General features: G+C 73.0%; 9 protein-coding genes and 2 pseudogenes. 6 read left to right on the top strand and 5 right to left on the bottom strand.

Annotation, left to right across the window (positions count from 1 at the left end; genetic code table 11):
* A pseudogene (locus K6I33_RS20810) lies at positions 1 to 495 on the top strand (helix-turn-helix domain-containing protein); the annotation flags it as partial.
* Between the two features lie 28 nt (positions 496 to 523).
* Here K6I33_RS20810 and K6I33_RS20805 read toward each other — a convergent pair.
* Positions 524 to 997, bottom strand: a complete 474-nt coding sequence (locus K6I33_RS20805; RefSeq protein ID WP_229354954.1) for a DUF3574 domain-containing protein — start codon at positions 995 to 997, stop codon at positions 524 to 526.
* Between the two features lie 110 nt (positions 998 to 1,107).
* Positions 1,108 to 2,619, bottom strand: coding sequence for a CehA/McbA family metallohydrolase (locus K6I33_RS20800; RefSeq protein ID WP_229354952.1), 1,512 nt, complete (start codon positions 2,617 to 2,619; stop codon positions 1,108 to 1,110).
* Between the two features lie 195 nt (positions 2,620 to 2,814).
* Between K6I33_RS20800 and K6I33_RS20795 the strand changes: the two genes are divergently transcribed.
* The 4 genes from K6I33_RS20795 to K6I33_RS20780 all read left to right on the top strand — a co-directional run bounded on the left by K6I33_RS20795 (position 2,815) and on the right by K6I33_RS20780 (position 9,072).
* Entirely contained in the window at positions 2,815 to 3,672 is an 858-nt protein-coding gene (locus tag K6I33_RS20795) for a TIGR03619 family F420-dependent LLM class oxidoreductase (protein WP_229354944.1), read from the top strand.
* Positions 3,673 to 3,819: 147 nt separating this feature from the next.
* On the top strand, positions 3,820 to 6,447 hold the full coding sequence (locus K6I33_RS20790) for a bifunctional FO biosynthesis protein CofGH (RefSeq protein ID WP_229354942.1): 2,628 nt from the start codon (positions 3,820 to 3,822) through the stop codon (positions 6,445 to 6,447).
* Between the two features lie 78 nt (positions 6,448 to 6,525).
* A complete protein-coding gene (locus K6I33_RS20785) occupies positions 6,526 to 7,818 on the top strand; it encodes a hypothetical protein (RefSeq protein WP_229354935.1) in 1,293 nt (430 codons plus the stop codon).
* 105 nt (positions 7,819 to 7,923) lie between these two features.
* Positions 7,924 to 9,072, top strand: coding sequence for an ADP-ribosylglycohydrolase family protein (locus K6I33_RS20780; protein ID WP_229354933.1), 1,149 nt, complete (start codon positions 7,924 to 7,926; stop codon positions 9,070 to 9,072).
* Positions 9,073 to 9,217: 145 nt separating this feature from the next.
* On the opposite strand, the gene K6I33_RS20775 is transcribed toward K6I33_RS20780, so the two are convergent.
* From K6I33_RS20775 to K6I33_RS20765, 3 genes are all read right to left on the bottom strand, one after another.
* Positions 9,218 to 9,421 (bottom strand): DUF397 domain-containing protein, encoded by a 204-nt coding sequence (locus tag K6I33_RS20775; RefSeq protein ID WP_229354931.1) that lies wholly within the window; start codon positions 9,419 to 9,421, stop codon positions 9,218 to 9,220.
* Between the two features lie 231 nt (positions 9,422 to 9,652).
* A complete protein-coding gene (locus tag K6I33_RS20770) occupies positions 9,653 to 10,543 on the bottom strand; it encodes a helix-turn-helix transcriptional regulator (protein WP_229354956.1) in 891 nt (296 codons plus the stop codon).
* 425 nt (positions 10,544 to 10,968) lie between these two features.
* A complete protein-coding gene (locus tag K6I33_RS20765; RefSeq protein WP_229354929.1) occupies positions 10,969 to 11,751 on the bottom strand; it encodes a GPP34 family phosphoprotein in 783 nt (260 codons plus the stop codon).
* A gap of 262 nt (positions 11,752 to 12,013) precedes the next feature.
* On the opposite strand from K6I33_RS20765, the pseudogene K6I33_RS20760 reads away from it, so the two are divergent.
* Positions 12,014 to 13,251: pseudogene (locus tag K6I33_RS20760) on the top strand (hypothetical protein); the annotation flags it as partial.

Genomic DNA, 13,251 nt, shown 5'->3' with positions numbered 1-13,251 from the left:
CCCGTACCCCCACCGGCCCCCAGGCCGCCCGAGCGTCCCGCCGCGCCGTCGAAGCCGGATCCGCTTCCGCCCGCTGACGGTCCCGCTGACGGCCCTGTCGACGAACCCGCCTCCGGCCTGCTCGCCGGGCTGAGGCGCCGCGATCCCCGGCTGCTGCTCTCCGAGAAGGACGTCCGGCGCCTCGCCCCGGCCGTACGCGCCTGGCTCGACCGGGACGTGGGCCCCGCGCAGGTCGCCCGCACGCTGACCGCCGACCTGCCGGTCGGCGCCATCGCCTGGCCCGGCCGCCTGCTCGCCTACCGTCTCGCCCACTGGCTGCCGCCGGCCCTGCCCGTGACAGGACCGGTCGAGCCTCGGGCTCCGGGCGTGGAGAGGCTCGCGCGACCGTTGCCGTTCCAGACCTGCGACGGCTGCGAACGGGCCTTCAGAGCGACCGGGCCCGGCCGGTGCCGGGACTGTCGTGAGCGCGTGGTGGGAGCCGACGAGGCGGCCTGACCGTACGCCGGGCCGCCTCGGCGGGCGATCAGAAGTCGACGAGCTCATTGTCGTCGATACGGGCCACGGACTCCTGGGCGAAGCGCTTGTTGTACGTGGCGCGGATCTGGTCGATCTTGACGCTGTCGGCCCTGGCCTCGCCCTTCGGGTAGAGGAGGGTGAGCTTGTACGAGCGCTCGTGCTCGATCTTCCCGTGAGTGTCGCGGTACTGCCCGTAGGCGTTCTCGACGGTCAGGCCCGCCGGGAAGCGCGGGGTGACGACCTCGTCGACGAACGCGCGGAACTCCTTGTCGGTGACCGGGGCGCCGCCGTTGGGCTTCGCCGTGCCGAAGAGCAGCTCGGTCTTCACGTACGGCTTGCCGACCGCCCGTACGGGGGCGCTGGCGGCCGCCTTGGGGTCCGGGTCGTCGAAGGCGGCGTAGGCGACGGGAGCGCTCGCGCCGAGCAGGGCGGCGGTGAGGGCGACGGCGGAGAGCCGGACACGGGAGGAGGTCTTCGGCATGGGGATGGCTGTTCCCTTCCACAGGAGGTGATGCCGGAGGTGTGCCAGAGATGACGAAGCGCCAGAACTCTAGCGGCGCGAGGCCATGGTTGGGGTGCTGTTCGTGGCCGTCAGCGGGCCGCGTCCAGGAAGAGAGGATTCGTCATCGCCGCCATCGCCCCCGGCAGCCCCGACGCCCCGCCGTCGCCCGCCGGGTGCCGCACCTCGGCCCGTACGTACGCCGCCTGCGAGGGCGTCGTACGCCACTCCAGGGTGCCGTCCGCCGGCACCGGCGCGGTGAACATCCGCCCCTGGTCCGTGACGAAGGACGCCGAGCAGCCCGGTGTGCCCGTGACCTTCAGCCGTACGGTGACGTGTTCGCCGGGCGCGGCCCGCAGCCGCTCGCCGATGCCCGCGTGCGCGCCACGACCGCCGACGGCCGTGAACGACAGCCCGACGGCCGACGATTCCGCGATCCAGCTGCGCCCCGCGCGGATGCCCGCCAGCAGGGCCTCGCGGGAGAGCGCGTCGGCCAGGACGACCGTCTGGGGCAGGCCCACGACCTGTGGTTCGCGGTGGGCGTCGCTGTTGCCCATGGCGGGCAGCCAGCGGCCGCCGGAGCGGGCCGCGGCGACCAGCGCGCCGTCCCAGGCCGCGACGGCCATCTCGTCGTCCGGGGTGTACGGGCCGTTCCATACCTCCACCGCGTCCGCCTCGTCGAAGCCGAACTTCCAGGCGCAGCCGACGCACGTCGCGTACGGGTGGGCCGGGACGACCAGTCCGCCCGTTTGCCGGATTCTCCGCGCGAAACGTCCGAAGGCATGGTCTCTCGCGCGGTAGCGCCAGTCGATGAAGGTGCCGGGGTCGATGCCCAGGGCGAGGACGTGGCCGTTGCGCGTGGTGACCTCCTCGCCCGTGAGGATCAGCAGGTCGTCGCCCCACAGGCCCTGCCACGCCCCGTGCGCGGAGGACGTGTTGTGCTCCGTCGTCGTGATCCAGTCGAGCCCGGCGGCGCGGGCCGCGGCGGCGATCCGCTCCGGGGTGCGCAGCCCGTCGGAGTGGACGCTGTGGAGGTGGTTGTCGCCCCGGTACCAGGCGCGGCCCCGGCCCTTGGCCCGCTGCGGCGGGTACACGGGCTTCGGCGCGGCCCCCGCCGTTCCGCACCGCAGGGTGACCGCGACCTCGTAGGCGAGCCCCTGCGGGGCCACCGTGTACGGGCCGAGGACGACGTGCCAGGTGCCGGGGCGGACGGGTCCGGCCAGGTAGCCGGGCGTGGCCCGTTCGGCGCCCACGAAGAACTCCGTGCGGGCGCCGCCCGACCAGCCGCGGAAGCCGGGCCCGCCCAGCGCGGTGCCGCGTTCGTCGAAGATGCCGATGTCGCAGGTGTTGCCGTGGGTGCCGGCGGGCACGGAGGGCTTGTCGTAGCTGTACGAGACGGCGATCTCGCGCACGCCGTGCGGCACTTCCACGGGGAGATGGACGAAGTCCGGGGCGCCGGCCGGCAGCCGGCCGGTGACCTTGCGGGTCTCCTCGCCGGACCGGGGTTCCCCGTCGTCCGCGCGGGCGAAGCTCACGCCTTCGAGCGTAAGCGCGCTCACCGTTCCCGCGACAGCCGCCATCCTGAGTACGTCACGCCGGCGCATTACCGCCCCCTCGCTCGGTTCGTGGCCCCACTGTTGTACGCCCGGGTGGCGGGCGGTGGAACACCCGCCGACGCGTGTGGCGGCCGGTATACGAACACACGTCGACACACGACCGCGCGTGGCGCCCCGAGGCCGCCCCCCAGGGCATACCGTGGGTCACACGCGAGACCGCCGCGACGACGGAGGTGCCCCGGGATGAGGATCGCCACCACGATCTTTCTCACCGATGAGACGATCAGCCCGGTCCGGCTGGCCCATGAGCTGGAGCAACGCGGCTTCGCCGGGCTCTATCTGCCCCAGCACACCCACATTCCGGTGAGCCGCAGGACCCCGGCGCCGGCCGGTGACCCGCTGCCGCGCGAGTACGGCCGCGCCGTCGACCCCTTCCTGGCGCTCGCCCAGGCCGCCGCCGTCACCCACCGGATCGAGCTGGGGACCGGCGTCGCGCTCGTGGCCCAGCAGGACCCCATCGTCCTGGCCAAACAGGCGGCCACCCTGGACTTCCTCAGCGGCGGCAGGTTCACCCTCGGCATCGGCTACGGCTGGAACGTGGAGGAGGCCGAGGACCACGGCATCGACTGGCGCACCCGCCGGGAGCTGGTGCGCGACCGGATGGCGCTGATGCGCGCGCTGTGGTCGGCGGAACCGACGGCCTACGACGGTGAATTCGACTCGGTCCAGGCGAGCTGGGCGCACCCCAAGCCCGTCCGCCGCCCGCGCCGCCTCCAGGGCACGGACTCGCTGGTCGGTCCGCGCACCCTGATCGGTGGCGCGGCCGGCCCGAAGCTCTTCGCCCACATCGCCGAGTACGCGGACGGCTGGATGCCGGTGGGCGGCAGCGGGCTGCGGGAGGCGCTGCCGGAGCTGAGCCGGGTCTGGACGGAGGCCGGGCGGCCGGGGGAGCCGGAGGTCCTGCCGTACGCCGTGCACCCCTCGGCGGGCAAGCTCGCGCACTACGCCGACCTGGGCATCGAGGAGGTCGCGGTCGGGCTGCCGTCGGCCCCCGAGGCGGAGGTGCTGAGGGCGCTGGACGCGCACGCGGAGTTCCTGTAGGCGGGGTGGGGGCGGGGTGGAAGCGGAGTGTGGAATCCGTGCCTCCGGAGCTTTCCGGAGGATGCCTCCGTCTGACGTGACGAGAGGCACATGGAACGTCTGCTTCCAGTACATGGTGGTGTCGGTGTCCGCTCGTATGCTCGGACAATGACTTCGAGCGCACCGCGTCCCGAACAGCCGAACACCCCGGTCGCCCCGACCGCCAACGCCATGCGACGCGCGCTCAAACGCGCCCGCGACGGCGTCGCGCTGGACGTCACCGAGGCCGCCGTGCTGCTCCGGGCGCGCGGCGCCGATCTGGAAGACCTGTGCGCCTCCGCCGCCCGGGTGCGCGACGCGGGCCTGGAGGCCGCCGGACGGCCCGGCGTCATCACCTACTCCAAGAGCGTCTTCATCCCGCTCACCCGCCTCTGCCGCGACCGCTGCCACTACTGCACCTTCGCCACCGTCCCCGGCAAGCTCCGCCGCGCGGGCGAGGGCATGTTCATGTCCCCGGACGAGGTGCTGGCCATCGCCCGGCGCGGCGCCGAACTCGGCTGCAAGGAAGCGCTGATCACCCTCGGCGACAAGCCGGAGGACCGCTGGCCCGAGGCCCGCGAGTGGCTCGACGCCCACGGCTACGACGACACCATCGCCTACGTGCGTGCCATCTCCATCCGCATCCTGGAGGAGACCGGCCTGCTGCCCCACCTCAACCCGGGCGTCATGACCTGGACGGACTTCCAGCGCCTCAAGCCGGTGTCGCCCTCCATGGGCCTGATGCTGGAGACCACCGCCCAGCGGCTGTGGAGCGAGCCGGGCATGCCGCACCACGGCTCGCCCGACAAGGAGCCCGCCGTCCGGCTGCGCCATCTGGAGGACGCGGGCCGCAGCTCCGTCCCCCTCACCAGCGGTCTGCTGATCGGCATCGGCGAGACGCCCGAGGAGCGCGCCGAGTCCCTGTTCGCCCTGCGCCGGATTTCCCGCGCGTACCACGGCATCCAGGAACTCATCATCCAGAACTTCCGCGCCAAGTCGGACACGGCCATGCGCCGCATGCCGGACGCCACCCTCGACGACCTCGTCGCCACCGTCGCCGTCGCCCGGCTCATCATGGGACCCTCCGGCTGCCTCCAGGCCCCGCCCAACCTGGTGGACGACGAGTACGCCCGGCTCATCGGCGCCGGCATCGACGACTGGGGCGGCGTCTCCCCGGTCACCCCGGACCACGTCAACCCCGAGCGCCCCTGGCCCGCGATCGAGGAGCTCGCCGAGCGCTCGGCGGCCGCCGGTTTCCGCCTCAAGGAACGCCTCGCGGTCTACCCGGAGTTCGTCCAGCGCGGCGAGCCCTGGCTGGACCCCCGCATCCTGCCCCACGTCCGCGCCCTCGCCGACCCCGAGACCGGCCTGGCGGACGAGAACGCCGAGGTCAAGGGCATCCCCTGGCAGGAGCCCGAGGAGGTGTTCACCGCCTCCGGCCGTACGGACCTCCACCGCGCCATCGACACCGAGGGCCGTACGTCCGACCGCCGCGAGGACTTCGACGAGGTCTACGGCGACTGGGACGCGCTCCGCGAGGCCGCCGCCCCCGGCATGGCCCCCGAGCGCATCGACGGCGACGTCCGCGAGGCACTGCGCCAGGCCGCCGACGACCCCACCCGGCTGACGGACGACCAGGCGCTCGCCCTGCTGCACGCCGACGGCCCCGCCCTGGACGCCCTCTGCCGCGTCGCCGACGACCTCCGCCGCTCCGTCGTGGGGGACGAGGTCACCTACATCGTCACGCGGAACATCAACTTCACCAACGTCTGCTACACCGGCTGCCGTTTCTGCGCCTTCGCCCAGCGGCGCACCGACGCCGACGCCTACACCCTCTCGCTCACCCAGGTCGCCGACCGCGCCGCGCAGGCGTGGGACGTGGGCGCGGTCGAGGTGTGCATGCAGGGCGGCATCCACCCCGACCTGCCGGGCACGGCCTACTTCGACATCGCCCGCGCGGTGAAGGAGCGGGTGCCGGGCATGCACGTGCACGCCTTCTCGCCCATGGAGGTCGTCAACGGCGCGACGCGCACGGGCATGTCCATCCGGGAGTGGCTGACCGCCGCCAAGGAGGCCGGGCTCGACTCCATCCCCGGCACCGCCGCCGAGATCCTGGACGACGAGGTCCGCTGGGTCCTCACCAAGGGCAAGCTCCCCACCGCCACCTGGGTCGAGGTCATCAAGACCGCGCACGAGCTGGGCATCCGCTCGTCCTCCACCATGATGTACGGGCACGTGGACCAGCCCCGGCACTGGCTGGGCCACTTCCGGCTGCTCGCCGAGATCCAGCGGTCCGCGCTGTCGAAGAACGTGGAGGGCTTCACGGAGTTCGTCACCCTGCCCTTCATCCACACCAACGCACCCGTCTACCTCGCGGGCATCGCCCGCCCCGGCCCGACCATGCGGGACAACCGCGCGGTCACCGCGATGGCCCGGCTGCTGCTCCACCCCCATATCCCCAACATCCAGACGAGCTGGGTCAAGCTGGGCACGGACGGCGCGGCCGAGATGCTCCGCTCGGGCGCCAACGACCTCGGCGGCACCCTGATGGAGGAGACCATCTCCCGGATGGCCGGCTCCTCGTACGGCTCGTACCGCTCGATCCAGGACCTGGTCGCGATAGCCGATGCCGCCGGGCGCCCCGCGCGGCCCCGGACGACGCTCTACGGCGAGGTGCCGAAGGAGCGGCAGGAGGCCGCCCTCGCCTCGGACGGCCATCTCCCCACACTGCTCCCGGTGCTGGACGGCAACGAATGATCTTCGTTCGCACAAGTGTTGCGGATCTGTCGCGGACCGCCGACCCGGTGACGACAGTCCCCGCATAAGGTGTCCCGCATGTCTTGGCCCCAGAACCCCCAGCAGCCGCAGCAGCCTGAGCAGCCGCAGAACCCCTCGATGCCGCCTCAGGGCGGCTTCGGCCCGCCGCCCACGTGGGGTCCGGACGGCGATGGGCACGCCCAGCCCACGATGATCTCCCAGCCCGCCGTACCGCCGCCGCCCGGCCCCGCGCAGGGCGGCGCCCCGGGCGCCGTGCCGCCGCCCCCGCCGCCGGGGCCCGTTCCCGGTGCTCCAGGGCCCGTTCCCGGTGCTCCGGGCCACGTCCCGGGTGCCCAGGGTCCCGGTGGCCCCGGCCCGGTGCCCGGTCCCGGTATGGCCCCGCCGCCCGGTATGCCCACGGCGCCGATGGCCCAGCAGCCGTGGCCGCCGCAGGCCCCCCATGGCCAGGCTCCCCATGGCCAGGGCCCGCAGGGCCAGGCTCCTTATGGTCAGGGCCCCCATGGCCAGGGCCCGCAGGCCGGGAAGAGCAACAAGACGCTGCTGGCCGTCATCGGCGGTGTCGTGGCGCTCGCCGTCATCGGCGGCGGCGCGTACTTCGCCCTCAGCGGCGGCAGCGGCGGTGACGACGACAAGAAGAACGACAAGCCGCAGGCCGGCCAGTCCCAGTCGCAGGCCCCGGCCGCGCCCGGCCAGCAGCAGGACAAGCCGGCGGACGGCGGCGCCCCGGCCGACCCGTCCGCCCAGCAGCCCACCGTCGCCGGGTGGCAGACGCAGCTCCGCGCGGAGCACTACTTCCAGTACGACGTGCCGGGCAAGGCCGACAAGTGGAAGGTCGCCCCGACGGACACGGCCATCTCGTACACCGAGGGCGGCAAGCCGGTCGTCGTGATGACCGGTACGTCCAACTACAAGGAGGGCGGCTGCTCCTCGCAGCCCAACCCCGACGCCTTCGGCGAGGCCGGCCAGGGCCAGCTCGCCACGGTCGGCACCACCGGCGGCGGCAAGGACGGCGACCTCAAGACGAACGCCCGCAACTGGGCGGGCAACTGGGGCTTCATGGCCTACGGCGGCAAGGACCACAAGCCCAAGCTGGAGTTCACCGACGAGAAGGAGTGGAAGCGCAACGGCATCGACGGCTGGACGGCGACCGCCAAGGTCACCGTCACCAACCGCCCGAGCCCGTGCGTGCCGCCCACCGCGATCGTGAAGTCCATCGCCCAGAAGATGCCCGACGGCACCTTCCACGGCTGGGTCATCTACGCCGACCAGGGCGTCCCGGACGCGCTCACCGAGGCCCAGATCGACAAGATCATGAACACGGTGCGCCCGGCCAAGGGCCCTGGCGCGTAATCGCCTTCGGCCCGGCGTCCCGGACGCCGGGCCGGCCACGGCGCACTACAGTGCTGTGCCGACATGGCGCCGCGCCGACACTCTCCCGTCCAGGAGGCCGGACACGTGACCACGACCGCCGCGGCGGGTACCGCCGGAGCCCGCGGGCCCCTTCCCCGGGCCCGGGCCGAACAGCAGGACTTCCGCTCCCGGGTGCGCGGCTGCCTGCTCGGCGGGGCGATCGGGGACGCGCTGGGCGCGGGCATCGAGTTCGACTCCCTGGAGGCGATCCGCGCCGCGCACGGCCCCGCCGGCGTGACCGACTACGTGCCGGCCTACGGCCGGCGCGGCGCCGTCACCGACGACACCCAGATGACGCTCTTCACGGTGGAAGGGCTGATCCGGGCCCACGTCCGCCGCGACACCGGGGCCTGGCACCCCCCGGCCGACGTCCACCGCGCGTATCTGCGCTGGGCCGCCACGCAGGAGGGCTGGGGCCCCGACGAGCGGGTGCGCGACGCGGGCTGGCTCGCCGGCCAGGAGTGGCTCTACGCGCGGCGGGCCCCCGGCAACGCGTGCCTCTCCGGCCTGGCCGACCACCGGATGGGCACCCTGGCGGCGCCCAAGAACCCGGGCTCCAAGGGCTGCGGCGCGGTGATGCGCTCCGCGCCGTTCGGGCTGCTCGCGGACTGGGACCCCGGCCTCGTCCTCCAGCTGGCCGACGAGTGCGGGGCGCAGACCCACGGCCACCCCACCGGCCGGCTCTCGGCCGCCGCCTTCGCCGTCATCGTGCACGGCGCGGTACGGGGCGAGCCGCTGGAGGCCGCCACCCTGCGGGCCCTGGAGATGCTGGCGGCCCGGCCCGGCCACGAGGAGACCACCGCGGCCCTGCGGGGCGCCCTGGACGCCGTACGGCAGGGGCCGCCCTCGGCCGAGCGGCTCCAGTCACTGGGCGAGGGCTGGGTGGCGGAGGAGGCCCTGGCGATGGGGCTGTACTGCGCGCTGGTGGCCGAGGACGTCCGCCACGGCCTGCTGCTCGCGGTCAACCACGGCGGGGACTCGGACTCGACGGGGTCCATCTGCGGCAACCTCCTGGGCGCCGTGCACGGGGAGACCGCGCTGCCGCCCGGGTGGGTGGCGGAGCTGGAGGGGCGGGGCGCGATCCTCGAACTCGCCGACGACTTCGCCATGGAGCTCACCCAGGGGCCCGCGCTGCACGGCCCGCCCGGCGCGGCCTCGTCGGCGGCCTGGCTGACGCGGTATCCCCGGGCGTAGTCGCGGACGGTTCGACGGACTCGCTCCGGACGTGGCGGAGCCCTCTCGGCCGGGACGGTGTTCCTGGCAAGAGGGCTCTCTGCGGAAATATCGATACGGCGGTTTTACGTCGCTGTGCCGGGTGATCCGCGGTCAACGCGGTCGGTCAGAAGGACTGCGCGCTGTCGCCGACGACCGTCACGAACGCGGACCACGACTCCGGGGAGAAGGCGAGGGCGGAGCCCTGCGGGTCCTTGGAGTCACGGACCGCGATGGACCGCACGAGCGGGGAGGCGACCTCGACGCAGTCGCCGTGGGCCAGCGAGTAGGAGGACTTCCGCCACGTGGTCTTTCCCTGCTGAATCGCCATGAATTGCTCCGATGCCTATGAGTGCTTCTGGTACGGCCGGGAATCGCCCGGGTGCCGGCCGGAAGACGGCCGGGAACCCACTGGCCGGACCGGTGGGGCCGGTGTCCCGACGCGATCGACGTTACGCGCCAACATCACCTGATGAATGGCCCGTTCACTCGACCGGATGGCATATATCCATCACCCCTTCCTTGAAGGTGGGAAGGGGTGTACGGTCCCGCCCCTCGCAGCTCACGGCTGCTGGTCGGGCTCCTCCTTCCGGCCTTCGCCCGCCCAGTCCTCCGCGACCTGGAGGATGAACCGCCGGGAGTCCTCGGCGTTGAGCGCCTGCATCCGCAAATGCTCGTACATCACGCTGTACGCCTGGACGTCGTTGGGCTTCTCCAGGTACAGATCGCTGGTGATGCCCTCCAGATAGACCGTGCTCGCGTCCTGCGGATCGTGGAACTCGAGGATGGAGAACTTCCCGTACATGCCCGGGTGCGCGCCCACCGCGTAGGGCAGCACCTGCACGGTGATGTGCGGCTGGAGGCTGAACTCCACGAGGTGTTCCATCTGTTCGCGCATGATGGCGCTGTTGCCGACGATCCTGCGCAGCGCTGACTCGTCGATGACCGCCCACAGGCGCAGCGGGTTCTCCGGGTCGGTGATCCGTTCCTGACGGCGCATCCGCACCTGCACGCGCCGTTCGACGTCCGCGGCGGTGGCCTCCGGCCACGATCCCTCGGTCACGGCGTTGGCGTAGTTGGGCGTCTGGAGCAGGCCGGGCACGAGCGACGCCTCGTAGACGCGCAACGACGCCGCGTCCGTCTCCAGTCCGATGTAGACGCTGTACGGGATGTCGCCGAAGGCATGCCACCAGCCTTGCTGTCGTGACTCCTTCGCCATCTGCATCAGCGAATCGACGATGCGGTGGTCCTCGACGCCGTACACGCCGCACAGATCGCGGACATCGCGCTGGCTGATACTGCGGCGGCCGTTCTCCAGCCGGCTGATCTTCGATTGCGAGACCAGGAGCCGCTCGGCCACCTCCTCGGCGGTCATGCCCTTGAGCTCACGGAGCTTGCGTAGCTCCTGCCCCAATCGGCGCCGCCTTACGGTGGGGTTGACACTGGACGCCACGGGACGCACCTCCGGCTCCGTCATGCTGCTGTCTCCTGCTCCGGCAGCCTGCCACCACCGGCCGGGGCGGCGCTGGAAAATGCTTACACCGAGTCCGCATGTGGTGACCCTGATGCGGATGCGCGTGACGTAGTCGTGACTACGCACGACCGCGCGACCACTACGACCGCGCGCGCCCGGGCGCGCGTACGCGCACGGGACGCGCGCGCGGGGCGGCGGGGCCGTACCGCCGTCTCGGACGGTTACGGCCCGCCGCCCCGCGCGGCTGCGGCTCCCGGACCGGGGTCAGGGGGACCGCGGTGCGGTCGGTGGAGCGGAAGTGGTGCGTGTGGTTGTGCTTGGGGTGATGCGTGAGGTGACGCGTGGGTTGTGCCAAGGGTGGTGCTCGCGGTGGTACGACCGTGCTCAGCGGCTGCGGAACCGTTTCACGAGGCGCCGGCCCGGGCCATGACCCCACCGCGGTGCGCGGGCGTCCTGCCCGTGCCGACCGTCGTCGGCTCGACCGGCGCCCGTACGGCGGCGCGCCGGCCCGAACCGCCGCCACCCGCCGAACCGGTCGCGGCCGGCGCCCGGCGCGGCTGCGCCCCGACCCCGTTCTGCACGTCCATCACGGCGTGCGCGACGAGCCCGCCCATCGGGTCGTGCCGGATGAGGTCGCGCAGCCGGGACCGTGAGGAACGGCCCTCGTTGCCCGGGTAGAGGTGCTTGCCCAGGCCGACCGCGTGGGCCAGGGCGGCGAGCGCGGCCGTCCGCGGGTCCGGCGGGACGCCGGTGCGGATCGCGCTGTCCAGCCGGGTCCTGATCTCCCGGCTGATCGCCGTGTCCGTCGCCTGATAGCGCGTGGTCGGCAGTACCCCGCACATCTGGCCCGCCACGGCATGCACCATGCCGCACCGCTCCAGGTGCGTGAGATACGTCTGACGCAGCCCCAGCCGGGGCCCGCCGATCCAGTGGACGGCGCGCACCGGGCTGCCGCGGCGGCGCAACAGCTCGAGCGCGGTGTCCAGGGTCGGATCACCAGTCGGCCGTGGGTGCACCACGGCGATACGATCCCCGTCTGGGGCTATCCGTCCGGCCAGAGCCAGCTCCACGAGCTGGGCTCCGGCGAGACCGAGGTCGAGCGACTGCGGCTGCGCCGTGGTACCCGTGGCCGGGTCCAGGGCGAGCAGCAGAAGCTCCTCCGGAATTGTTCTGCGGCTCCTGCCCATCCATGCCTCCCCGCGTGGATGAGTGACAGGGTGACCCCTCTCACATTGGTCTGTCGAGAGCGCGTGGTGACTTCGGGCGGGAACCGGTAGGTATGTCGTCTCGTCTTGCACGTGGGTGAAGGCGGACACCGCTCTCTGACCCTCTGGCGGTGCCCTGGCGCGACGGCGGCAGAGGACACTGATAGACGTTGAGAGAATCCGGGCTGCGGGGCGCTTGTCGTCCCGCCTCGGTGTACGTGCGCGGAATTTCGAGGAGGCATCGGTGGCGGGCGAGTCCCCCGGCAAGTCGGAGCAGCGGAAGTCGTCGGGGGAGACGACTCGCACCACTGGTACGACCGGCAATGAACGTGACCCCCGGCTCGGAGTCTTCCGGGCCGACACGGACACGGCGGAGAAGCGTGCGGACGTCGAGGCGGACGGCAAGTCCGCCGGTTCCGGCGGGGACCGTCAGTCCCGCGAGGACGCGCCGGCGGCCGCCAAGGCCGGTTCCGGTGCTGGTTCCGGTGCCGATGCGGCCGCGAAGCCCGTCGAGTCCGCCGGGTCCACCGGTCCTGCCGGGAACGGCAATGGCGGCGGCAAGGGCGACGCCCGGCTGAAGGCCGCTGTGGCCGCCTGGGTGGCGGGCGAGGAAGAGGACGGCCCGGAGGCCGGTGCCGAGGACGACGCCGCAGGTGAGAAGCCGTCGGCCGACCGCGCCGACGCCACCGCGGACGCCCCTGCCGGCAAGGCCGCTGACGCCTCGGCAGAAGCGGCGCGTCCGGCGAAGGACGCCGCGGACGGCCCTGCGTGGGCCAAGCGGGACGATGCGAACGCGAACGTGCAGGCGAAGGCCGACGACGCCGGGGAGAAGAGCACCGGCGCCGACCAGGCGACGGCCGTCTTCCGTACGGTGCGCCCCAAGGCGGACGGGACCGGCGACGACACCGCCTCCGAGGTGAAGAAGCCCGCTGCCGAGGGCGAGAAGGACGGCAAGGACAAGCCCGCCGCCGACCAGGCGACCGCCGTCTTCCGCACCGTCCGCCCGAAGGGCGACGCCGCCGCCGACAGCGACGACAGCGCCGGTGACGGCAAGAAGGACGGCGTCGACCAGGCCACGGGCGTCTTCGGCACCGTACGCCCGAAGGGCGACGACACGGCCTCTGGCAAGGACGGCAAGGACGGCAAGGACAAGCCCGCCGCCGACCAGGCGACCGCCGTCTTCCGTACCGTCCGCCCCAAGACGGACGCGCCGAAGGCCGACGCCCCCAAGGCCGCTGCCGACAAGCCCGACAACGGCGACCAGCCGACCGAGCTGCTGAAGGCCCCCACCCCGCTGCCGACGCCCGGTGGCGAGCGCAAGAGCCAGTTCGTCCCGCTGAAGAAGGACGACGAGGCCGCACCCGCCAAGCAGGCCGCCAAGGCGCCGGCCAAGGCCGCCCCCGCCGCGGCGAAGCCGCAGCCCGCGAAGCCCGGGCCGGCGAAGCCCGAGCCCGCGAAGGCCGAGCCCGGGAAGTCGCAGGT

Source organism: Streptomyces sp. UNOB3_S3, assembly GCF_020740895.1.
Taxonomy (GTDB): Bacteria; Actinomycetota; Actinomycetes; order Streptomycetales; family Streptomycetaceae; genus Streptomyces.
This window is presented reverse-complemented; position numbering and strand designations above follow the sequence as displayed.